The following is a 20,821-nucleotide window of genomic DNA, read 5'->3' on the forward strand; positions in this document are numbered from 1 at the left end:
ACCGAGTCTGGCACGGCCTATACTCCGGGCGTGGCCGCGGGCGGGGTGGTGGATGTCAGGGGCCGGCTCCGCGAGGCGTTCGTGTGGCGCGGGGACCGGACCGACAAGAGCCGGTATGCCGACATCACCGGCTGGTGGCGGGACGCGGAGCTGCTCGGGCTGCTCGGGCCGGCGCTGGCGGGGTTGTTCGCCGGGGCGGAGCCGACCGTGGTGCTCGGGCCGGACTCGCGGGGGTCGCTGGTCGGGCCGCTCGTAGCGCTGCATCTGGGGGTCGGGTTCGTCGAGGTGCGCAAGGACCGGGCGCCGGCCGGGGACAGCGACCAGTGGATCCGCCGCACGACGCCGCCGGACTACCGGGACCGGCACCTGGAGCTCGGCTTCCGGCGCAACCTGGTGCGGCCGGCGGACCGGGTGCTCGCCGTCGACGACTGGGTGGACACCGGGAGCCAGGCGCGGACGGTCCGCGCGATGGTCGACGGCGCGGGCGCCGGCTGGGTCGGGTTCGCCAGTCTCGTCGACGCGCTCGACGACGCGCGGCTGCGCCGCGACCTGGGGCTCAGGTCGCTGCTGCACCTGCGGGACCTGTGAGGGGACCTACCGCCGGCCGGCGCGGTCCCGGGCGTCGCGGATGCGGTCGATGCGGGCCTCGGTCGTGGACGGTGCGTCGATGCCGAGCCGGGCGCGGCGGCGCAGCTGGTACGTGAGCATGTCGGCGAGCGGCGCGTCGCGGTGCTTGCGCCACCGCTTCGTGAGCCACATCGACTTCTTGGCGAGCAGCTTCGTCTCGGCGGCCTCCGACGCCGTCGCCGAGGCGGGGCCGGTCGCGGCGGCGAGGACCTGGTGCGAGCGGTGCCGGTCGGCGCGGTTCGGGTGGCGCTTGTTGCGGCGGATGTTCTTGCGGGAGCTCTTGTCGTGCTCGCCGTAGTCGTTGCGCCGGTCCTTGGCGTAGCTCAGCGCCTTCTTCTCCTGCGGGCTCCTGCGCGCCACCGCCGCCACCTCCCCGTCTCGGCCGCCGCCGGCCAGGGTATGCGCCGGCGGCCCGGGCCGGCACCCGGATTTCGGCGTGGGAGACGCCGTGCGGTCAGGTGTTGCGCAGGATGCGGTGGCCGAGGGCGGGTGACAGGCGCATGATCGGCGGCAGCAGCCTGGACCTGCCGACGAGGATCTCGTCGGTGCCGCGGCCGAGACCGTCCAATATGGACGCGGCGGCCGCCGCGGGGGTGATCTTGTTGGCGCCGCGGCCGCTGGTCATGTCCGTGTCGACGAGGGTCATGACGGCGTCGACGACGCGGATGTGCGGGGCGGCGTCCTGGCACTGGTAGCGCAGGGCGCGGGTGAAGGAGCGGACGGCGGCCTTCGTCGCGCAGTACACCGGGGCGGACCGCTTCGGGGCGAGCGCCAGGCCGGTGGTGACGTTGACGATCGCGGCGGACGGCTGGCGGCGCAGGTGTGGCAGTAGGCCGGTGGACAGGGCGACGACCGCGTCGAGGTTGACGGCGATCTCCCGGCGCAGCACCGGGCGCAGGTCGCGGGGGTCCTCGGTGAGGAAGTCGGTCAGGGTCTGCACACCGGCGTTGTTGAAGACGACCGACAGGTCGGGGTGCCGCTGCGTGACGCGGTCGGCGAGGTCGGCGACGGCGGCGGGGTCGGCGAGATCGAGCGGCCAGCGGGTGACGCGGTCGTCGGCGGGGCCGTCGAAGCCGCGGGCGACGGCGACCACGTGGGCGCCGCGGGCGACCGCCTGCCGGGTCAGCTCCCGGCCGATGCCGCGGCTGGCGCCCGTGATCAGGACGGTCCGGTCGTTCAGGTGCATTGCGGTGTCTCCTGTACTGGGCGGGCGAACGCGACTGGGCGGGCGGATGCCACCGGACGGGCGAACGCCACCGGACGGGCGAACGCCACCGGACGGGCGAACGCCACCGGACGGGCGAACGCCGACCGGAAGGCGGCGGGGGTCATCGCGGTCCGGCGGCGGAACTCGCGGGTGAAGTGGGGCTGGTCGGTGTAGCCGCTGGCGAAGCCGACGACGCCGAGCGCGTGCCGAGTGTCGATGAGCAGGCCCGCGGCGGCGTCGGCGCGGGCGGCGGCGAGCAGCCCGCTGAACCCGCCCTCGGCGCGCAGGTGCCGCTGCGCGGTGCGCGGTGACATGCCGAGCTCGGCGGCCAGGTCGCGCAGCGTCCAGCGGCGGACGAGGTCGCCGGCGAGCAGCGCCCGCGCCGGGTCGGTCCCGGCCCGCGACGGCGCCGGGGGCGCGGCGACCGAGGTCCAGGTGAAGTGCCACGGCCCACCCCGGTGGTCAGGTGGTGGCGCGGTGAACGTCCCGTCGGCGTAGACCGGCCACGGGCCGAACGTCAGGGAGAGGCCGTGGACGCCGGTGGCCGTCAGCAGCGCCACCAGTACACCGGCGACCAACGCGTCCTCGGCGGGCGTGGGCGGCTCGTCGGCGGGGCCGGTGTGGGACGCGGTGAGGGTGCGCTCGCCCGACGCGTGCACCACCACGCGGTGGCGGGAGTGCACGAACCGTTCGAGCCTGGCCCAGCGGCCGAACAGGTCCTGCGGGCCGGTGGCGGCGGCGAGCGCCGACATCGCCGGGTCGGGCGGCAGGCGGGGCAGGGCCAGCCCGACGCGCAGCAGCGGCAGGAGCCCGTGCGTGGCGGCCACGCCGGCGAGCAGGCGGCGCTTCACCGCCAGCGGGACCAGCGCACCGCCCGGCGCGGGTGTGGAGACCGTGATGCCGTCGTCCGCGAGGGACCGCAGCACCGCGGCGACCAGCGCCCCGCTTGCGAAGTCGTCCATGACCGGCAACGGTAGGCGCTGCCGGTCCGCGTGTATTGAACGATCACGCCGCGATCGGGTACCGGCGGAGCTGGATCCGGGTGTGGTCCAACGTGCCGGGCAGCGGCGGGCCCAGCGGCTGGACTGAGGTGTACCGGTGGGTGCGCAGCAGCTCGGCGAGCAGTGTGGTGGTGACGAGCAGGACGAGGTTGCGGCCGGCGCACCCGGCGGGGCCGGCGCTGAACGGGAAGATCTGCGGGCTGCGGCGGGCCGCGCCGCTGAGCCAGACCTCGGGCGCGAATCTGTCGGCGTAGTGCATGCCCTTGTCGCGGTGGAAGAACGAGCTCATGACGATCAGCGACGTGTGCGCCGGGAGGGTGGCGCCGTCCCAGTCGGTCTCGCGGGTGCTCTCCCGCAGGATGGCGAGCGTCGTCGGCCACAGGCGCAGCGTGTCCTGCACGCATGCGCCAAGGAAGCGCAGGTCGGTGGCGGCGGTCTCGGCGCGGGACGGGTCCGAGCCGAGCAGGGCCAGGGTGCGGAAGGCGGTGGCCGCTGCCGCGTCGAACGCGAACAGCCAGTGCGGCACCTGGCCGGCCGGGTCGACGTCGGTGGTCGACGGGGTGCCGGCCATCATGCCTGCCAGACTGCCGGGCTCGGCGCGGGCGACGTACGCGTCGACGCGGCGCTGAAACCGCTGCCGCAGGCCTTCCTGGCGGGGGCGCAGGTAGGCCCAGTTGGCGGCGTCGCGCAGCCGGTCGAGCTCGCGGGTCAGCCGCTCGTCGTCGCGGGCGGCCTCGCCGAGCGTGACGCGGCGGGCGATCCGGGCGAACATGGTGGAGAACCGGCGCCAGTCCAGGGCGTCGCCGGCCGGGTCGCCGCGGCGGACCTCGTCGCGGATCGCGGCGACGATCGCGTCGGCCTGGCGGTGCTCGGTCTCCTGGGTGTCGAGGACGCGTTCGTTGTACATGCGGCGGTGGGTGCGTTCCTCGCCGGTGCTGATGAGCACGCCGTGCGGCTGGAAGTGGCGCAGCGCCGCGCGCTTCTCGGTGGTGGCGGGCGTGAACGGGTCGGGGGTCTCCCGCAGGATCCGCTCGACGTCCGTGGCCGACAGCACCACCGCGAACGACCGGCCCGGCACCTTCAGCATCAGAGGGCTGCCACCGTACTGGCGCCGCAGCCGCTGCAGGAGCCGCCCGGCTCGCTTGTCGGCGTCGACCCGCCGCGCGAAGCGCACCATCCGCGGTCGCCGGCGGATGACGCCCTGGAGGAGCGTCGGGGCGACGACCGCGAGGGCGACCTTCGCCGTGTCGAGGGCCGACGCCGTCGCGGGCGGCGCGGACGGGGCGGTCCGGGCGGGCGTGGCCGTCGATGCTGTCATGTCGTCCCGGCTACCCGGCCCCCGGTCGGGGAAACGCCGCGGCGGCCGGGCGCTGGGGGAGCAAACCGTCTCGTCCGTCACGATCGCTGGGCGCTCACGAACACGTTCGTTACGATCGTGTTCGTGAGTCCGCGACCAGGTCCCGTCAGCCGCCGCAGCCGGCCCGCCAAGGCGCCGCTGAGCCGCGAGAGCGTCGTGGCCACCGCTCTGCGGCTCATGAAGGACGAGGGCCTGGAGCGGGTCACGATGCGGCGGCTCGGCGCCGAGCTGGAGACCGGGCCGGCGTCGCTCTACGTGTACGTCCGCAACACCGCGGAGCTGCACGGGGCGCTGCTGGACGAGCTGCTCGCCGAGCTGCTCGCCGGCGTGGACCGGCCGGCGCCCGGCCAGCCCTGGCGGGAGCGGCTCATCGCGCTGCTGTCCGCCTACACGGAGCTGCTGTTCGCCCACCCGAGCCTCGCCCGGTCGGTGCTCACGCTGCGCCCGTCGGGGCCCAACTACCTGCGGCTGATCGACACCGTCCTCGGGCTGCTGCACGCCGGCGGCGTGCCGGCCGGGCAGGCGGCGTGGGGGGTCGACCTGCTGCTGCAGCACGCGACCGCCACCGCCGCGGAGCACGGCAGCCGGGCCGAGGCGGCCGAGGCCGAGCGGGAGCCGGAGGACCTCGCCATGGCGGTCGCCGGCGCGCCGGCGGACGCCTACCCGCACATCGCGATGGCGCGGCAGGAGCTGTTCGCCGGCACCGGCGGGCAGCGGCAGCGCTGGGCCCTGTCCGCGATCATCGAAGGATTGCGCGTGCCGATCCCCTAGCCGGTTTTTCGTCGCCATCACGAACGTGTTCGTCACGAACGCGTTCGTCAATCCGACAGGAGTAGCCATGACCACCATCAGCATCGTCGGGGCCGGACTCGGCGGCCTGACCCTCGCCCGGGTCCTGCACGTCCACGGCATCCCCGCCACCGTCTACGAGCTGGACGAGTCGCCGTCCGCCCGCCCCCAGGGCGGCATGCTCGACATCCACGACCACAACGGCCAGGTCGCGCTGCGCGAGGCCCACCTGTTCGAGCGGTTCCGGGCGATCATCCACGCCGGCGGCGAGGCGACCCGCATCCTCGACCGGCACAACACCGTCCGGCGGGAAGAGGCCGACGACGGCGAGGGCGGGCGCCCGGAGGTCGACCGCGGCCGGCTCCGGCGGCTGCTCCTCGACTCGCTGCCCGCCGGGACGGTCCGGTGGGGGTGCAAGGTCAGCGGCGTCCGGGCGCTCGGCGACGGCCGGCACGAGGTGACGTTCGCCGGCGGCCCGGCGGTCACCACCGACGTGCTGGTCGGCGCGGACGGCGCCTGGTCCCGGATCCGGCCGCTGCTGTCCGACGCCGTGCCCGCCTACGCCGGGGTGTCGTTCGTCGAGGTCGACCTGCGCGACGCCGACACCCGCCACCCCGGCCCGGCGGCCGTCGTCGGCGCCGGGATGCTGTTCGCGCTCGGCCCCGGCAGGGGGTTCCTCGCCCACCGCGAGCCCGACGGCAGCCTGCACATCTACGCCGCCCTCACCGTGCCGCAGGACTGGGCGTCGACCGTCGACTTCACCGACCCCGGCACCGCTAAGGCGGCGCTGGTCGAGCAGTTCGCCGGCTGGGCGCCCGAGCTGCAGGCCCTGATCACCGAGGCGGACGGCCCGCTGGTCCCCCGCCCCATCACCGCGCTGCCGATCCGGCACCGCTGGGACCGCGTGCCCGGCGTGACGCTCGTCGGCGACGCCGCGCACCTCATGTCGCCGTTCGCCGGGGAGGGCGCCAACCTGGCGATGCTCGACGGCGCCGAGCTGGGCAAGGCGATCGCCGCGCACCCCGGCGACGTGGAGGCCGCCCTCGCCGCGTACGAGCGGGACCTGTTCCCCCGCAGCGCCGAAGCCGCGCGGGAGGCCGCCGACAACCTGGTGCTGTGCTTCGAGGACAACGCCCCGCAGGGCCTGCTGGACCGGTTCGCCGCGCTCAGCGCGCAGTGACTCCGCCGCGGCCGGACCGCTCTACGCTGTGATCCATGCGGGACCCCGAAACCGACGCACTGGCGCTGCTGCACGACCTCGTCCGCATCGACAGCGTCAACCCGGGCCTGGTCCCGTCCGCCGCGGTGGCGACCAGGGCCGACTTCCGGTCCACCGACCCCACCGTCGCGGAAGGCGCCCGCCAGGCCGACGGGCGCCTTCCGCTCACGGACTTCCTGCAGACCTCGTGACGGTCACATGGCGATGTTCGCCTGCGGGCCGCCGTAGGTCCTGACCAGGTTCGGCACGTCGGCGGCCGGGTCGAGGGTGTAGGAGTAGAAGCTGCCCGGGTTGAACGCCGAGCCCTTCGTCTCCTGCCGGCCGCTGCTGTTGACCACGATGCTGCCCGACTGCTTCAGCTGCGCGTTCGCGTCCGGGTAGTACGGGTTGTTGACGTGGTCGAAGTAGCTGTTCTCCAGGACCATCTTCGTCGCGCCGCGGGCGTAGTTGCCGTAGCTCGTCACGTTCTGCAGATAGTTGTTGTACAGGTGGGCGTAGGCGAGATTGTCCGCGCTGGGGTTGCGTTGCGTGGTGTCGTGCAGCCAGTTGTGGTGGATCGTCATCCGGGCCACGACGTTCTCGGTCCAGCCGATGCCGAAGGTCTTGTTGTGGTTGCCGAGGATGTTCCACGACACGGTGACGTTGGTGGTGTCCTTGCGGGAGTCGATGTAGCCGTCGTTGATGTTCGTGAACGTGTTGTGGTCGATCCACACGTGGTCGGCCGTGTCCATCTGGATGCCGTCGTAGTCGAAGTCCTTGTCGTCGGGGTCGTCGGAGGCGACGGCGGTGTCCCCGATCGTCAGGTTCCGGATGATGACGTTGCGGACGCCCGCGCCGAGGAAGAACCCGCCGTTCTTGATCCGGCCGGTCTTCCCGACGCCGACGAGGGTCTTGTTCGACGCGACCGGGATCTCGTACCCGTAGTTGGGGACGGTGATCGTGCCGCTGATCCGGATGATGTACGCGGGGGCGGCGGTCGCGTACTTGAGCAGGTCCGCGTACGTGGTCACGGTGACGGCCGTGCCGCCGGCGCCGCCGGTCGTGCCCTGCGCGAAGCCGTCGGCGGTGTTGGACCAGGTGCGGCCGCCCTGCGTCGGCGTCGGGGTGGTGCCGGTCGTGGCGTTGAACGACCACTGCATCCGGGCGACGTCCGAGCACGGCTCCTGCACGATCGGGTTGTTCCCCGCCGTGGAGCCGTCCTTGTTGCTGACGCACAACCCGTTCGCCGCGCTCTTCACCAGGTACTTGCCCGACGCCGCGCCGCTGGCGGTCAGCTGCCACGTCTGGTTCGCCGACGCCCCGCACGTCCACTGCCACAGCTGCGTGCCGGCCGTGGTCGTGTTGTTGGGCACGTCGACGCACTTGCCGCTACCGGCGTTGACGAGGCCGTACGCCCCGTTCTGCGCGACGACGGTGAACCGCTGGGCGGCGGTCGTGGCGGCGCAGGCGACCTGGGTGAGCAGGCCGCCGTTGCCGGTGCCGGCGGCGACGACGCACTTGCCGCTGGACGCGGACGCGAGCGTGTAGACGCCGCCGTTGACGGGGGTGACGGCCGCCTCCGACGGCCACACGGTCACGGCGACGACGCCGGCGGACGCGGCCAGGACCGACGCGAGGAGGACGACTGTTCTGCGGTGCTGCACTTCCGTTGCTCCTTCCCTGCAACTGTTTGTCGCTGAGAGAGATGCATCGGACCGCCCACCGATAACGGCTTTTCCGGCCGGCGTCTGGTTCCCTTCGGCCGGTGGTGAAACTTCCACGACCCGCCGCTGCCGGCCGGCTACTGGATGTCTTCGATGGAGGGTGTACCAGGGCAGCGCGTGCACACGAAGATGCGCAGCGAGCCGTAGCGGCCGATCAGCACGCCGGTCGGCTCGTCCGGGTCGCCGCGCCCGGGGCGCTGCCAGTTGCCGCCTTCGCCGGCCTCGGATGTGGCGATGACCAGGGCGAGCTTCATCCGCCCGCCGCACGTCGAGCATTCCGCCGGCGTGTACCCGGTGACCGGCGCTGTCGAGTAGCCGCCGGCCTTCCAGCCGGGCGCCACCGCCATCGCGTCGTAGCCGCCGCCCCACGCCTCGACCTGCTGGCGCAACCGGACCGGCAGCTCGTCCCGCGGCGGGTACTCCGTCACGCGCTCCGGCTCGAACCGGCACGGCCGCAGCGCGTACCGCGCGTGGTCGACCCGCGAGACCGGCTGCGCTTCGAGCGGCTCGGTGACGTCGGCCTGCCGGCGCCACCGCAGGCGCACCACCGGCCCCCACGGCGGTCCCTTGTGGATCGCCGGGCACCACAGGACCTGCAGCATGTCCGTGCCCTTCGGCCGGGGCAGGTCCTTGACGTCGGCGGCCCGCAGCTGCGCGACCGGCAGCAGCGGGTTGTGCGGCTCGTGGCGCCGCCACAGCGTCTTCGTCCCGACGAGCCGCCCGTCGGCGGTGTCGGTCCAGCCGGTGTACCCGCCGCCGAGCTCTCGCACGGCCGCCTCCCGGCGCTCCGGGTCGCGCATCCGCCGCACGAGGTCGTCCGGCAGCGGCACCCGCTCCTCGACCTCGCGCTTCTCACGGCAGACCGGCCACGGCTCCGCGTCCGGCCACAGCAACGGCCCGCCCGCGTGACTGTCGTACATCGTGACCTCGCCGCCCGTCGGATGCAGCCGCGTCGCCGTCCTGGCGTGCCTGGCCAGCGCCGGGAACAGCTCCACCAGCGGCGAGGTGATCACCCGCGCCATCGTAGTTCTTGACCTCAACCAGGCTTGAGCCCCTACGGTCGCCGTCATGTCGATGTCAGACGCCGAACTCGCCGCCCAGCCCGCCGCCTACTGGACCGGCGTCGCCTACGAGTCGCTGATCGCCTTCACCCGGGCGCGGCAGGCGGAGCTCGGTTTCACCCAGCCGCAGTTCTGGCTCCTGCGCAACCTGTCCGCCAACGACCTCTCCCCCGACGGCCAGGGAATGACGATCCCCGAGCTCACCACGGCGATGCGCACCTACCTGCGCCCGGAGGACGACCTGACCGCCGAGTCCGAGGTCCTCCTGTCCCACGGCTGGCTCACCCGCGACCCCGCCGGCCGCCTCTGGATCACCCCCGCCGGCGACGAGGCCCGCGCCACCTTCGCCCAGCACGCCCCGGCCGTCCGCGCCCGCATCCACGACGGCATCCCCGACACCGACTACGTCACGACGGTGAAGGTCCTGCAGCAACTGATCCGCAACACCACCCCTCCGCCCCCGCAGCCCTGACCGCCGGCTCGGCCGGTCCCGGTCACCTATGCCCCGGCCATGCCTTGGTCGGGTGCGATGTCGACAAAGTCGCGGGCGGCGAGGGCGACGACGGCAGCCTCGATCGCCGCCTCGGTGACTTCGGGCACGACAATGACGTTCCGGCCGAAGAAGCGTCCGACTTGCCGGATGTCTTCGTCGACGCACTGGCCCAGCCGGACCGGATCGTAGAACTCGAGCAGCTGTTCGCCGCCGTCCCAGCGCACGGTGACGTCGATCCAGCCCTTCTTGCCGGTCATGTACCAGTCGTAGTCGTCCAGCTCGGCCGGATAGATGATCGCGTAGTCCATGGGCGCTCAGTAGTTGTCGGGGTCGAACGGGTGGAACACCGCCAGCGCGCGCCAGTCGAGTGGCTCGACGATGCCGGCGAGACGGTCGAACGGGTCCTCCGACGGCGGCTGGAACCAGACCACGGACAGTTCGGTGTGGCCGGTGAACTTGCTGCCCGCCGGGATCCAGGCCGAGGTCAGCCGGGCCTGGTGCCGCTCGCGGGGCATCCACTCGTCGGTGCGGGCCTCAGCGTCCACCCTGATCCGGTCGAGGTCGTGGACGTGCAGCCCGGCCGCCGACGCCAGATCCTGCTCCAGCCTCCGCACGACGAACCGGCGATGCATCGCCGGAGTGCCTTCGATCATGCCGAAGTACTGGTCGCGGAGGGTCAATTCGCGCAGTTCCACCCGCACGTCACCAACCTGGAACACCCTCAGCTCCTGCACCGCGACAGCGTAACGGCGCACAACGGTCACCCCGGCACCACGCATCGACCCGGTCCAGTTCCGCCGGCCGCCGTAGGCGCACCTCCGGCAGCACCGGCTCCCACAACGACGGTTGGATGTTCCGCGTCCGCGGCATGACCGCAATCCCTTGCGCGCCAACGGCCTCCTGTCACCCGTCATTGTGATAGCCCGGCGTGTCCGGCGCGGTCCTATCCAGACGATCAACAGGGCGCCGGCATACCCACTGAAGTCCGTTGATAGCCTGGGATGCGGTCGGACCCGATGTGTCGTACCCCCAGGGTCGCGACGAACACTCGCAGGAGATGAGATGCTCAGACGACGGATGCTGCAAGCAGGTATCGCGATCGGCGTGCTCGCCGCCTCCGTATTCGGGTCGGGTTCCGCCGCCAACGCCTCCCCGGCCAGCTTCGTCGCCAAGGCGGTTCATGCCGGCGGAGCGGGTGCGGTCGCCGTCCAGGCCACCGGAGGTCTCGCCTGGTACAGCCGGTCCGTCACCGTGACATCGCTGCGGGTCTATGTCAAGGCGGGCGAATGCGGAAAGATCTCGGTGTTCGGATCGCAAGGAAACACGGTCGTGGACGCCAAGGGTTGGGACCGCTGCGGCACGGGCACTTGGGAGACGATCGGTAACGTGACGCTGGACGGAAGCGCGGTCTCCGGCGGGATCACCGATGTCACGATCTACGTGCGAGACCTTGACCACCAAATCGTCGGATACGCCGATTGCTACCGAGTCAATTCGTCTTGCTACACCGGCCAGTACTGATGCACGGCTGACACCGCCGGCCCGGACCCGGCGTCCGCAAGCGAACGTTCCCTCGCTGAGGGGAATCGCCCAGAATTGGCCGGGCTCCAAGTAGGCGTTCGACTTGGGCTCGAACGGGTAGGCGGACTGACCCGCCGATGCACCATCGCCATCAAAGATCTGCCGCTACCTCGCGTCCGGTCGCCATCGACCTCGCGCTGCACGCTGAGCGAAGTACCGTAGGGGCGTGGCCGACGACGACATCCGGGCCGGCCTGGAGCAGGCACGGGCGGCCGTTGCCGGCGAGGTGGCTAGGCTCGAGGCGGACCTGCGCGCCGTGTTCGAGGCGAGTCAGGACTCCAACGCCGACGATGAGCACGATCCCGAGGGGAGCACGATCGCCTACGAGCGGGCGCAGCTCGCGGCTGTTCTCGAGGCGACGCGGCGCCGGCTGGCGGACCTGGACGAGGCGCTGGCGCGGCTGGACTCGGGTGACTACGGCATCTGCGAGCGCTGTGGCCGGCCGATCCCCGCTGGTCGCCTCGCGATCCGTCCGTTCGCCCGTACCTGCGTCGCCTGTGCTTGATGCCGAGAGCGTCGGATTCCGTACGGAGTGCGGGTGCGCGGCGGGGCGGTCCCTACCGTGGCCGCATGACGGACTTCTTCGATGTGCCTGTCGGTGACTACGGGCACGAGGGTGCGGGCGGCGAGATGGCGCACGACTACGGGCACGGCGACGTGCACGACGGTGCGCCGCACCGGTACTCCGAGCCGCCGGAGCCCGACAACCTGCTGTACGACTCCGACGGTGACGGCGAGATGGATCAGGTGGTCATCGGGCACGGCTGGCACGAGACCGTGTACGAGGACCTGGATCACGACGGCGACGTCGACCGTACGTACACCCGCGACGCGCCCTCCGGTGTCAACCAGCCTCGGCGGTCCTGACCTGCGCGGCGGCGCGCCGTCGGCCGGTGTGGTGAAGGCGTGAAGATGCTGTGCAGGCGGGCGCGCGCGGGGCGGCGGGGCGGTTTGATGCGGGTATGTTCGAGTCAGTACGGGGCGCGGTGTACGGGCTGTACGCGCGCCGATTGAGCCGGCGGCTGGCCGGTGGGAAGCTGCCGCGGCACGTCGCGATGGTCATGGACGGTAACCGGCGGTGGGCGCGGCAGATGGGGTTCGACGACCCCAGGGTCGGGCACAGGTACGGCGCCGAGCATCTCGACGAGGTGCTCGGCTGGTGCGCGGAGCTCGGCATCCAGCACGTGACGGTGTTCGTGGCGTCGGTCGACAACGTCCGTAAGCGTGACGCCGGCGAGGTCGGGAACCTGATGCGGATGATCGAGGAGGTCGTCGCCGAGCGGTTGCGGCGGCCGGCGAGTCCGTGGCGGGTGCATCTGGCGGGCCGGTTGGACGTGTTGCCCGACTCGACCCGGCACGCGTTGAAGCTGGCCGAGGAGTCCACCAGGGACAGTGGGGCGCCGTTCGGGCTGACGATCGCCATCGGGTACGACGGGCGGGAGGAGATCGTCGCGGCGGTCAGGACGCTGTTGGAGCAGGAGGCGCTCGCTGGTCGTACCGTCGACGACATCGCACAGACGCTGAGCGTGGAGCAGATCGCCCAGCGTCTTTACACCGGCGGGCTGCCCGATCCCGACCTGGTCATCCGCACCAGCGGCGAGCATCGCATGTCGGGGTTCCTGCTGTGGCAGGCCGCGTACTCGGAGCTGTACTTCTGCGACGTGTACTGGCCGGGCTTCCGCAAGGTCGACTTCCTGCGGGCGCTGCGGTCCTACGCCGCCCGGCACCGCCGGTTCGGTGGTTGACGGGCGCCGGCCGGCGAGACCGGCGCCCGAACCGGGTCAGATCGAGGTGGCGGAGATCGAGGACCGGGCCGCGGCGGTGGTCGTGGTGCGCGGCGGGATGGACGACGTGTCGAACGCGTAGGTGATCACGGCGGTCGCGATCGCGTCGGCGTTCGTGTCGAGGGCGAACGTGTTGACGTTGCCGACGAGGGTGTACATGCTGCGCAGCTGGGCGTAGAGCGCCGGGTCGCCGCCCTTCTGCGTGACGCGGAACAGGTCGTCGCACGCCTTGTGGTAGCAGGGGTCGTAGGCGACGCCGGCCACGCCGCCGAACTTGGCGACGTCCGCGGCGGTCTTGATGACCTCCGCGCCGGTGAAGAGGCCACCGGCGGGGATGTTCACGCCCGCGGCGATGAACGGGCCGTAGTCGGAGCGGCCGGTGAAGTCGGCGGCGTTCGTCTGCTGGCCGCGGGAGGCGAAGAACGCCTCGAAGAGGGCCTCGATCTGGGCGGAGCCGGCCGGGCCGGGGCCGGCGCCGGCGGCCGCGGAGTCGTCGCCGTCGTAGACGCCGAACTGGTAGTTCGGCGAGGCGATCATGTCGAAGTTGAGGTAGAGCTTGATCTGCGCCTGCTGCGCCGGGGTGAGGCTGTTGACGTAGAAGGTCGAGCCGACGAGGCTGGCCTCCTCGGCGCCCCACCACGCGAAGCGGACCTTGTTGACCGGCTTGCTGCGGGCCATCTGGAGGGCGACCTCGAGCAGGGCGGCGCTGCCGCTGCCGTTGTCGTTGATGCCGTTGCCCTCGGGCACGGAGTCCAGGTGGGAGCCGGCCATGACGACGTTGCCCGCGTTGCCGCCCTTGGTCTCCGCGATGACGTTCTCGGTGTCGCGGATCTCGGCGGTGGTGGAGGTGGTGAGGTGGGCGGTGAGGCCGGCGGTGGTCGAGAAGGCGGCACCGGTGTCGTACGAGACCCCGACGGCCGGGATCCCGACCGGGCTGCCGAGGGTGCCGAGCAGCAGCGAGTACCGGTCGGGTGCGGTGGCCCGGTCGCCGTTGCCCTGGTTCATGACGATCGCGCCGGCGGCGCCCGCCGCCTCGGCGTTGGCGACCTTGGTGCCGAACGGGCAGCCGCCGCGCTGCATCAGCGCGATCTTGCCGGTGACGGCGGCGGTGAAGTCGGTGGCCTCGCAGCCGGAGGTGACGGCGACCCGGGGCTCTGCCAGGTTCAGGTCGACGGGGACGACGGCGGCGGTGACGTCACCGGAGCCGGAGCAGGTCATGACGTCGTAGTCGGTGCCTTCGACGTACGTCGTGGCCGCCGGCGCGGTCTGCGCGAAGGACGAGCTCGACTCGTCGCAGAAGTTGAACTGGAACGGCTGCCGGGTGACCTGGTAGCCGGCGTGCTGCAGGAGGGCGGCGACGTAGTCAGCGCTGCGCTTGTGCCCGGGCATCCCGGACGCGCGGTTGCCGCCGTTGAGGTCGCCGATCACCTGGAACGCGAGCAGGTGCCGCAGGACGCCGGGCAGCGTCACGGCCTTGGTCAGCTGTTTCGGTGTGCTGATGGTGGGGGCGGCGGCGGCAGGTACTGCCAACCCGACCGACCCCACCATGACCGCGACGGTCGCCGCGCCCACGAGCCTGCGAAGCACCACGTGCTCTCCCCTCCTCGTCGAGGTACAAGAGGAGGACTGTAGGCAGACTCGCAAGATCGACGGTAGCTGATGCATGCCCGTTTGTGCGCGATGTGCACACGCCGGGGTGGGGCCTTACGCGGCGGCGAGCACGTCCACGACGAACCGCAGGGCGCCGGCGGGCCTGCCGCCCTCGGGGTTGTCGCCGTAAGCCATCGCGGCCGGGATGTCGAGTTGGACCCGGCTGCCGACCTTGACTCCGACGAGGCCGTCGTCCCAGCCCTTGATGACCCTGCCGGCGCCGACCTGGAACTCGAGGGGCTGCGACCGGTTCCAGGACGCGTCGAACTCCTTGCCGTCGGCGTAGGTGACGCCGACGTAGTTGGCGGTGATGGTCTGCCCCGCCTGCACGGCCGCACCCTTGCCCTCGACCAGCGTGGTCGAGACCAGCTTCGTGACGGCCCCGGTGCCGCCGGTCACGGTCGGCTTCGTCTTCAGCGCCGGGTCGGCGCCGTCGGGCAGCGGCGGGAAGGCCGCGTTCGTCGCGCCCTGAGCAGGGTCCTGAGTGGCGCCGGCGCTGCTGTTCGTGCCGGTCGCGGGCGTCGACGGGTCGTCGTCACCGGACTGCGAGAACCAGACGATCCCGCCCACGACGAGCAGCACCGCCAGCGCCGCTCCGATCATGCTCAGCACCCGTCGGCGCTTCTCCGCCGCCACCGCCTTGGCACGGGCGGCCTTCGCCGCCGCGCGCTTCGCGGCCTTGGACTTGTCCACCTGGATGCTGCTGCTGGCGCGCTTGGTCGCTGCGCCACGCTGCGGGTTCGCCACACGTTCGGTCACCGCAACACCATACGGCGGTGATGTGCCCATGACCACTCGCACTTGATCTCAACCGGTTTCAAACGGCCGGGCGGTCGCCGATCACGCCGCGCACGTGGTCCAGGGACAGCGCCTCGGCGTCGAACTCGGTCAGCAGCCAGGTGGCGCCCGCCCCGACGTACGCGGCGGGATCCGCACCCGGCGGGAGGGCGACCGCGACGTCGTCAGGCACCGTCATCTTCGACAGCGCCTCGGCGAGCTCGTCCGCGTGCTGGAGGTTGACCGGGAAGAAGCCCTGGTGGCGGGCCGCCCGCCGGAGCGGCTTCACGCTGCCTGGCATGGCGGCCACCCACACCGGCACGCCGGGGCGCTGCACCGGCCGCGGTAGGAACACGACGTCGTCGACGACGTAGTGCGCGCCGCGGTGGCGGACGGGCTCGCCGGACCACGCGGCGGCGAGGATGTCGAGGGCCTCGTCGAGCATCTGCCCGCGCAGCCGGTCGTCGACCTGCTCGCCGAAGCGCGACAGCTCCCCGCCGAACCGGTCGCCGCCGAGCCCGACGCCCAGCGTGAGCCGCCCTCCGCTGAGCCGGTCGAGGGTCGCGGTCTCGCGGGCCACCTTCACCGGCCGGCGCCGCGGCAGCGGCGTGACCATCGGTCCGAGCCGCAGCCGTTCGGTCCCGGCGGCGATCGCGGCGAGGGTGATCCACGGGTCCGCGGCCTGCCGGACCGGCTCGCGCCAGCGGATGTGGTCCCAGACGAAACAGCCGTCCCAGCCGGCCTCCTCCGCCTCCGCGGCGAGCCTCGTGGCCACGAGGGGATCGGCGAGGGCGTCGAACAGCGGAAGCCAGATCGCCGCCCGGGTCACGGCGCGTACCCGTGCAGGCGCTCGGCCAGCTCCACCGGCCGGCTCAGCGAGACGCAGTGCCCGGCGTCGATCTCGTCGGGCGTGATGCCGAGCCGCTCCGGCACCAGCCGCCGGAAGAGGGCGGGCGGGAAACACCGGTCCTGGACACACAGCAGGAATCGCGTCGGCACCGCCGGCCACGCGGCCAACGGCCAGGGCTTCGCGGCCGCGGTCTCCGACGGGTGCGCGCGCTCCCGGCGCTTCGCCTCCTCGGCGAGGTCGCGGGGCACGTCGTGGTAGAAGCAGACATCGGGGTCGTCGTTGCCGGTGCGCCCGCCGTCGCGCGCGGCCTGCTCCCGGACGGCGTCCCGGTAGCCGGCGCCGCCGCCCCAGTCGCCGGGCCGCTCGCCGGGCACGGGGATCATGCCGGCGACGAGCACGAGCGCGTCGGCGCCGATCCGGTCCGCGACGAGCGGTGCGGTGAACGCGCCGAACGAGTGACCCACGACGACCAGGTCCCGCCGGTCGCCGACCGCCTCGACGTAGGTCGTCAGGTCGGCGTCCTCACCCTCGGGCAGGTCCGGCGTGACCGCGTCGCGCCCACGGGCGCGCAGCGCATCCGCGACGAGATGCCAGGACCAGCCCGAGTCTCCCGCGCCGTGGATCAGTACGAAGGTGCTCATGCCGATCACGCTAGTTTCGCTTCTCCATGCTGAAAAGCGATCGTTCATGATGCTGTCCATCGCCTGTACCGATATACAGTGGGCGTCGTGACCGACATCGAACTGCGGCACCTCGCCACCATGACGGCCGTCGTCGACGAGGGCTCGTTCAGCAGGGCCGCCGCCCGTCTCGGCTACACGCAGTCGACGGTCAGCCAGCAGATCGCCGCCCTCGAGAAGACCGTGGGCGGCGCCCTGTTCGACCGCCCCGGCGGGCCCCGGCCGGTGCGGCTCACCCCGCTCGGCCAGGTCGTGCTGGCCCACGGGCGCGACCTGCTGACCCGGACGCGCGCCATGGTCGACGCCATCGACCGCTTCCGCGCCGGCGAGGGCCGCATCGACATCGGCACGTTCCAGAGCCTGTCGATCGCGCTCCTGCCACGGCTCGTCGTCGCGCTGCGCGAGGAGTTCCCGGCGTGCGACATCCGGCTGTTCGAGGAGGAGAGCGACCCGCCCCGCGTCGACGACGTGGACCTCATGTTCTACGACGGCCGCACCGACGGTGACGTCGAGCACCGCAAGCTCCTCGACGACCCGTATGTGCTGGTCGCCCGCCGCGGCGACTTCCCCACCGGGGTCGTGCCGCTGGCCGACCTGCACCACGCCCCGATGGTCGCGTGGCCCGCCGACTGCGACCAGCCCCGGATCGAGGCCGCCTTCGCCCGCGCCGGCGTCCACCCCCGCATCGTGTTCCGCAGCGCCGGCAACGATGCCGTGTTGTCGATGGTACGAGCGGGCATCGGCTCCGCCGTCCTGCCGCGGCTGGCGCTCAGCCGGGTCGACGACTCGCTGACCGTGCACGAGCTGGACCCGGCGTTCCCGCCCCGCGAGATCTACCTGCTGTGGCGCGCCGGCCGCACCCACTCCCCGCTGGCGGCCCGCGCCATCGAGCTCGCCCTCGACATCGCCGCCACGCTGCCGTGACTCGTCGCCGCCACGCTTCGATGACCGGCTTCGACGGCCGGCGCGGCTGAGGCGGCTACCAGGCCAGGCGGCGGCGCTTACGGCCGGTCAACCGCTCCGCGGTGGCCACACCCTTGCGGAGCAGGCGGGTTGTACGGGTCGCGCCGCGGCGGGCCTCGATCCGTTCACTGACCTTCCTGGCACCGGCGATCGCGAGGGGCACCGCGATCGCGGCGACCGCCCACCGGGCGATCATCTTCGGCAGCATGGTCGTCCTCCGTACGTCGACGTCCCGACCCCTACCGGGTACCCGCCCGCCCGCACCACGAACCGTCCGGTTCTCAGCCGGCCGAGGCACCACCGGACGCCGCCGCGATGGCCTGCTCGGCGTCCTGTTCGCCGCCGGCCACCGGCCGGTGGAACGTCCACCACCGGTACATCACGTAGTTGAACACCAGCGTCGTGCCGCCCGCGGCGACCCGGCCGACGGCGAGGTGCACACCGAGCGCCTGCAATCCGAGAACCGCACCGACGGTGAGCGCGTAGTCCCCCAGCACCTGCACGACGAACCTCGCGACCTGCGGACCCACCGCCCGATGGCTCGCGTCGAAGGTGAAGTACCGGTTGAGCACGAAGTTCACGGCGTAGGTGGCCCAGAACGCGATCGTCACACACGCGAACGCCGGCAGCGGCGTCGCCGCCTTCAACACCAGCAGCAGCCCGACGTCGAACCCGAACCCGAGCCCCGCGAACGCCACGAACCGCACCAGCGGATGCCGCCAGACGCTCACGACCCTCCCCCGCACGGCGGTGACCCTACAGCAGCCGGCTGTCCGCCGAACGCCGTTCCAGCAGAACCGCCAGCCGCCGCCGTCCGCCGCCGACCAGCGGCGGAGCAGGCCGCCACGGCCCGGCCAAGCCGCCGGAGCAGCGGTGGTACAGCGTGCCGTCACCCCCGCGCAGCGTGCCCGCCATCGAAAGTTCCACAGCCATCTGCCGGACGACCACCGCGGCATCGAGGCCTGAGATCATCCGCCATGGGCTGCCGTAGGGTGTTCTTCGCGCTGACCGCCGCGCAGGACGCGGCGCTCACCGCCACGCGCGACGACGCCGAGGTCCGCGCGTTCGTCCACGCCGTCGCGTTCGTCCACGCCGTCGCGTTCGTCCACGCCGTCGCGTTCGTCCACGCCGTCGAAGCGGCGTGGGACGACGAGTGGCTGTGCGAGACCGACAAGGCGTGGGACGCCATGCATCGCTGCCTCGGCGACGGCACGCTGGACATCGCCTACCGCGACGGCGGCCCGCTCCCGCTGACCGTGCTCGGCGGCCGCCGCCACCACGAGGGCGAGGAGTACGTCGTCGCCCTCGTCCTCGCCGCGGACGTCGTCAAGGTCGCCGAAGCCCTGCGCACCGTGGACGAGACCTGGCTCCGCGACCGCTACCACCGCATCGACCCCGACGACCACCAGGGCGTGCTGGACGCCGACGACTTCGAACACACGTGGTCCTACCTGCAGGACGTCCGCGACTTCTACCAGCGCGCCGCCGCCGCGGGCAGCTCCGTCATCTTCACCGTCGACCAGTGAACACCTCCTGCTCACGCGCCTGAACGGGCCAGGTGCGCGGGTCGAGACGGGACAGGTGGGGAATCGCGCCGGCCTCGCTCAGGGTCTCGATCAGGTCGGCCGGGGCGTTGTGGACGACGGCGTCGCACATCGGGGTCGAGCCGCGCCGGCTGACCGGGTTGACGTCGACGTGCTCGGCGAGCAGGCGGGGCAGCAGGTCGGCGTGCTCGAACTGGTGCATCCGGTGCAGCAGCGTCTGACCCGCGACGTCACGGACCCCCGGGTCCATGCCCGCGTCGAGGAGCGCGAGCACCACCTTGCCGCCGCCGTGCGTCATCCGGCGCCACAGGTCCTGCCGGTAGGCGCGCAGGCGTCTCGGCAGGACGCCCTCCCCGTCATGCCAGGCGGCCTCGGTCCTGAAGCAGCCGCTCATCGTGCCGCCGAACGAGCGGAGCGCGTGCTCCCGGCGCCGCTCAGCGTCAGTGTGGTCGAGCAACTCGAGGCGCCCGCCCCGGACGCTGACCGAGTGCCACGCGGCGCCGCACCGGACCCGGACCCGCTCCCCCTCGGCGAACCCGGCCGGCACCATCTCCGACGCCCGCCCCGCGCCCGGACGCGCGACGCCCGAACCCACGACGGCCGAACCAACGGCGGCCGAACCTGCGGCGGCCGGACGCGCCGTGCCCGGACGCGCGGCGGGGAACAGGGCGGACCGGACCAATGGGTGCAGGTCGGCAACGTCCAGCCGGCCGTGCCGCACCAGGTCAGCGTCGACCGGAACGCGCAGCAGCGCCGGATGCAGGCACAGATCCGCCCGGACCGCGCCGGTCCCGGACGGAGTGGTGGCGTCCCGGGTGAGCCGGTTGGCATCTCCCGCCACCGAGAGCATCAGCCGCCGGTCAGGCCACGGCCAGCGCTCGCGCCGGGCCGGACGCAGCTCCCACGACCGCTGGCCGAACTGTGCCGCGAGACGCCGCAGCTCTCGGGCCGCGAGCAACGGATCGGCCTGGCTCAGCAGCGCCATCTCCAGCCTTGACCAGCCCGAGGAGTTCGAATACGCCCAGCGGTGCGTGTCCGTGCCGTCGATCAGCCAACCGGCCGAGATCCAGTCCTCGACCACCCGCTCCGCCCTGGTCGCGCCGTGCACGGCCGCTCCCAGCCCGCTCGCGCGGCGGGCGTCCCACATGTGCGGCGGCACCGCGAACACCGGGCCCTCGGCCATGTCACGGACCCGGACCGCGTGCAGGACGAGCCGCTGCGAGCTCGTGGACCTGTCGGGTGAGCGGACTCCGAGCACCACGGTGTCGGCGGTGACCGGCCCATCGGGTGCGAGGACGAACCGCATCCCCGGCACCAGCGCGGCCGTGCCGTCCAGCGAGCGCGGCAGGTGCCAGCGCAGCAGGTCGGGCGCGAACCCGGCGAGCAGCTCCGCGACCGGCCCGGCATCGCCGAACGCCACCGTGACCCGCGCCGCCGCACACGCGGCCCGCCAGTCACCAACCTCCCGCGCCTGCGTGCACTCGGCGATCATCCACGCCGGCACCGCGTACCGACGAACGAGCCGCCAATCATCC

The 20,821-nt window shown here is 72.6% G+C and carries 26 protein-coding genes and 2 pseudogenes; 11 read left to right on the forward strand and 17 right to left on the reverse strand.

The window, feature by feature from the left end:
* Positions 1–30 precede the first annotated feature (30 nt).
* Positions 31–588, forward strand: coding sequence for a phosphoribosyltransferase family protein (locus AB0I21_RS43600; protein WP_360569694.1), 558 nt, complete (start codon positions 31–33; stop codon positions 586–588).
* Between the two features lie 6 nt (positions 589–594).
* Here AB0I21_RS43600 and AB0I21_RS43605 read toward each other — a convergent pair whose 3' ends face one another.
* The 4 genes from AB0I21_RS43605 to AB0I21_RS43620 form a co-directional block, all read right to left on the reverse strand.
* On the reverse strand, positions 595–987 hold the full coding sequence (locus AB0I21_RS43605) for a hypothetical protein (RefSeq protein ID WP_360569696.1): 393 nt from the start codon (positions 985–987) through the stop codon (positions 595–597).
* Positions 988–1,081: 94 nt separating this feature from the next.
* Positions 1,082–1,813, reverse strand: a complete 732-nt coding sequence (locus tag AB0I21_RS43610; protein ID WP_360569698.1) for an SDR family NAD(P)-dependent oxidoreductase — start codon at positions 1,811–1,813, stop codon at positions 1,082–1,084.
* Positions 1,804–2,796 carry an AraC family transcriptional regulator gene (locus tag AB0I21_RS43615; RefSeq protein WP_360569700.1) on the reverse strand — a complete coding sequence of 331 codons (993 nt, stop codon included), beginning with the start codon at positions 2,794–2,796 and terminating at the stop codon, positions 1,804–1,806. Before AB0I21_RS43615 ends, AB0I21_RS43610 begins: the two co-directional genes overlap by 10 nt.
* Before the next feature lie 43 nt (positions 2,797–2,839).
* Entirely contained in the window at positions 2,840–4,153 is a 1,314-nt protein-coding gene (locus AB0I21_RS43620) for a cytochrome P450 (RefSeq protein ID WP_360569702.1), read from the reverse strand.
* A gap of 123 nt (positions 4,154–4,276) precedes the next feature.
* Between AB0I21_RS43620 and AB0I21_RS43625 the strand changes: the two genes are divergently transcribed.
* The 3 genes from AB0I21_RS43625 (at position 4,277) to AB0I21_RS43635 (ending at position 6,391) form a co-directional block, all read left to right on the forward strand.
* On the forward strand, positions 4,277–4,963 hold the full coding sequence (locus tag AB0I21_RS43625) for a TetR/AcrR family transcriptional regulator (protein WP_360569704.1): 687 nt from the start codon (positions 4,277–4,279) through the stop codon (positions 4,961–4,963).
* Between the two features lie 67 nt (positions 4,964–5,030).
* Positions 5,031–6,161, forward strand: coding sequence for an NAD(P)/FAD-dependent oxidoreductase (locus AB0I21_RS43630; protein ID WP_360569706.1), 1,131 nt, complete (start codon positions 5,031–5,033; stop codon positions 6,159–6,161).
* A gap of 35 nt (positions 6,162–6,196) precedes the next feature.
* A complete protein-coding gene (locus tag AB0I21_RS43635; protein WP_360569708.1) occupies positions 6,197–6,391 on the forward strand; it encodes a hypothetical protein in 195 nt (64 codons plus the stop codon).
* Positions 6,392–6,394: 3 nt separating this feature from the next.
* On the opposite strand, the gene AB0I21_RS43640 is transcribed toward AB0I21_RS43635, so the two are convergent.
* Together AB0I21_RS43640 and AB0I21_RS43645 are read right to left on the reverse strand one after the other, a co-directional pair.
* The gene (locus tag AB0I21_RS43640) at positions 6,395–7,843 is read right to left on the reverse strand and encodes an RICIN domain-containing protein (protein ID WP_360569710.1); all 1,449 of its coding nucleotides are present in this window, start codon (positions 7,841–7,843) and stop codon (positions 6,395–6,397) included.
* A gap of 137 nt (positions 7,844–7,980) precedes the next feature.
* A complete protein-coding gene (locus AB0I21_RS43645) occupies positions 7,981–8,916 on the reverse strand; it encodes a hypothetical protein (RefSeq protein ID WP_360569712.1) in 936 nt (311 codons plus the stop codon).
* A gap of 55 nt (positions 8,917–8,971) precedes the next feature.
* Between AB0I21_RS43645 and AB0I21_RS43650 the strand changes: the two genes are divergently transcribed.
* Positions 8,972–9,436, forward strand: coding sequence for a MarR family winged helix-turn-helix transcriptional regulator (locus tag AB0I21_RS43650; protein WP_360569714.1), 465 nt, complete (start codon positions 8,972–8,974; stop codon positions 9,434–9,436).
* Between the two features lie 26 nt (positions 9,437–9,462).
* Here AB0I21_RS43650 and AB0I21_RS43655 read toward each other — a convergent pair whose 3' ends face one another.
* Together AB0I21_RS43655 and AB0I21_RS43660 are read right to left on the reverse strand one after the other, a co-directional pair.
* On the reverse strand, positions 9,463–9,765 hold the full coding sequence (locus tag AB0I21_RS43655) for a hypothetical protein (RefSeq protein WP_360569716.1): 303 nt from the start codon (positions 9,763–9,765) through the stop codon (positions 9,463–9,465).
* 6 nt (positions 9,766–9,771) lie between these two features.
* Complete coding sequence (locus AB0I21_RS43660; RefSeq protein ID WP_360569718.1) at positions 9,772–10,191, reverse strand: hypothetical protein; 420 nt, start codon at positions 10,189–10,191, stop codon at positions 9,772–9,774.
* Between the two features lie 328 nt (positions 10,192–10,519).
* On the opposite strand from AB0I21_RS43660, the gene AB0I21_RS43665 reads away from it, so the two are divergent.
* The 4 genes from AB0I21_RS43665 to uppS all read left to right on the forward strand — a co-directional run bounded on the left by AB0I21_RS43665 (position 10,520) and on the right by uppS (position 12,783).
* Positions 10,520–10,978 (forward strand): hypothetical protein, encoded by a 459-nt coding sequence (locus tag AB0I21_RS43665; RefSeq protein ID WP_360569720.1) that lies wholly within the window; start codon positions 10,520–10,522, stop codon positions 10,976–10,978.
* A gap of 253 nt (positions 10,979–11,231) precedes the next feature.
* Positions 11,232–11,543, forward strand: coding sequence for a TraR/DksA C4-type zinc finger protein (locus AB0I21_RS43670; RefSeq protein WP_360569754.1), 312 nt, complete (start codon positions 11,232–11,234; stop codon positions 11,541–11,543).
* Positions 11,544–11,608: 65 nt separating this feature from the next.
* Complete coding sequence (locus tag AB0I21_RS43675; RefSeq protein ID WP_360569722.1) at positions 11,609–11,905, forward strand: hypothetical protein; 297 nt, start codon at positions 11,609–11,611, stop codon at positions 11,903–11,905.
* A gap of 95 nt (positions 11,906–12,000) precedes the next feature.
* Entirely contained in the window at positions 12,001–12,783 is a 783-nt protein-coding gene (gene uppS / locus AB0I21_RS43680; RefSeq protein WP_360569724.1) for a polyprenyl diphosphate synthase, read from the forward strand.
* 135 nt (positions 12,784–12,918) lie between these two features.
* Here uppS and AB0I21_RS43685 read toward each other — a convergent pair.
* The 5 genes and pseudogenes from AB0I21_RS43685 to AB0I21_RS43705 form a co-directional block, all read right to left on the reverse strand.
* A pseudogene (locus AB0I21_RS43685) lies at positions 12,919–13,638 on the reverse strand (M28 family peptidase); the annotation flags it as partial.
* Between the two features lie 81 nt (positions 13,639–13,719).
* Positions 13,720–14,487 (reverse strand): annotated as a pseudogene (locus AB0I21_RS43690) (PA domain-containing protein); the annotation flags it as partial.
* Between the two features lie 39 nt (positions 14,488–14,526).
* Positions 14,527–15,171 (reverse strand): FKBP-type peptidyl-prolyl cis-trans isomerase, encoded by a 645-nt coding sequence (locus AB0I21_RS43695; protein ID WP_360569756.1) that lies wholly within the window; start codon positions 15,169–15,171, stop codon positions 14,527–14,529.
* Positions 15,172–15,289: 118 nt separating this feature from the next.
* Positions 15,290–16,078 (reverse strand): LLM class flavin-dependent oxidoreductase, encoded by a 789-nt coding sequence (locus AB0I21_RS43700; protein ID WP_360569726.1) that lies wholly within the window; start codon positions 16,076–16,078, stop codon positions 15,290–15,292.
* Complete coding sequence (locus tag AB0I21_RS43705) at positions 16,075–16,740, reverse strand: alpha/beta hydrolase (RefSeq protein ID WP_360569728.1); 666 nt, start codon at positions 16,738–16,740, stop codon at positions 16,075–16,077. The genes AB0I21_RS43700 and AB0I21_RS43705 overlap by 4 nt, the downstream gene beginning before the upstream one ends.
* Before the next feature lie 87 nt (positions 16,741–16,827).
* On the opposite strand from AB0I21_RS43705, the gene AB0I21_RS43710 reads away from it, so the two are divergent.
* Positions 16,828–17,703, forward strand: coding sequence for a LysR family transcriptional regulator (locus tag AB0I21_RS43710; protein ID WP_360569730.1), 876 nt, complete (start codon positions 16,828–16,830; stop codon positions 17,701–17,703).
* Between the two features lie 55 nt (positions 17,704–17,758).
* Here AB0I21_RS43710 and AB0I21_RS43715 read toward each other — a convergent pair whose 3' ends face one another.
* From AB0I21_RS43715 to AB0I21_RS43725, 3 genes are all read right to left on the reverse strand, one after another.
* Positions 17,759–17,950, reverse strand: a complete 192-nt coding sequence (locus AB0I21_RS43715) for a hypothetical protein (protein ID WP_360569732.1) — start codon at positions 17,948–17,950, stop codon at positions 17,759–17,761.
* A gap of 73 nt (positions 17,951–18,023) precedes the next feature.
* On the reverse strand, positions 18,024–18,488 hold the full coding sequence (locus AB0I21_RS43720; RefSeq protein ID WP_360569734.1) for a GtrA family protein: 465 nt from the start codon (positions 18,486–18,488) through the stop codon (positions 18,024–18,026).
* Between the two features lie 10 nt (positions 18,489–18,498).
* A complete protein-coding gene (locus tag AB0I21_RS43725) occupies positions 18,499–18,714 on the reverse strand; it encodes a hypothetical protein (RefSeq protein WP_360569736.1) in 216 nt (71 codons plus the stop codon).
* A 5-nt stretch (positions 18,715–18,719) separates the two neighbouring features.
* Between AB0I21_RS43725 and AB0I21_RS43730 the strand changes: the two genes are divergently transcribed.
* The gene (locus AB0I21_RS43730; RefSeq protein ID WP_360569738.1) at positions 18,720–19,268 is read left to right on the forward strand and encodes a DUF1877 family protein; all 549 of its coding nucleotides are present in this window, start codon (positions 18,720–18,722) and stop codon (positions 19,266–19,268) included.
* Here AB0I21_RS43730 and AB0I21_RS43735 read toward each other — a convergent pair.
* A complete protein-coding gene (locus tag AB0I21_RS43735; RefSeq protein WP_360569740.1) occupies positions 19,252–20,778 on the reverse strand; it encodes an ankyrin repeat domain-containing protein in 1,527 nt (508 codons plus the stop codon). The two genes, AB0I21_RS43730 and AB0I21_RS43735, sit on opposite strands and share 17 nt — an antisense overlap.
* Positions 20,779–20,821 lie beyond the last annotated feature (43 nt).

Origin of the sequence: Dactylosporangium sp. NPDC050588, from assembly GCF_040654975.1 — a bacterium.
Lineage (GTDB): Bacteria > Actinomycetota > Actinomycetes > Mycobacteriales > Micromonosporaceae > Dactylosporangium > Dactylosporangium maewongense.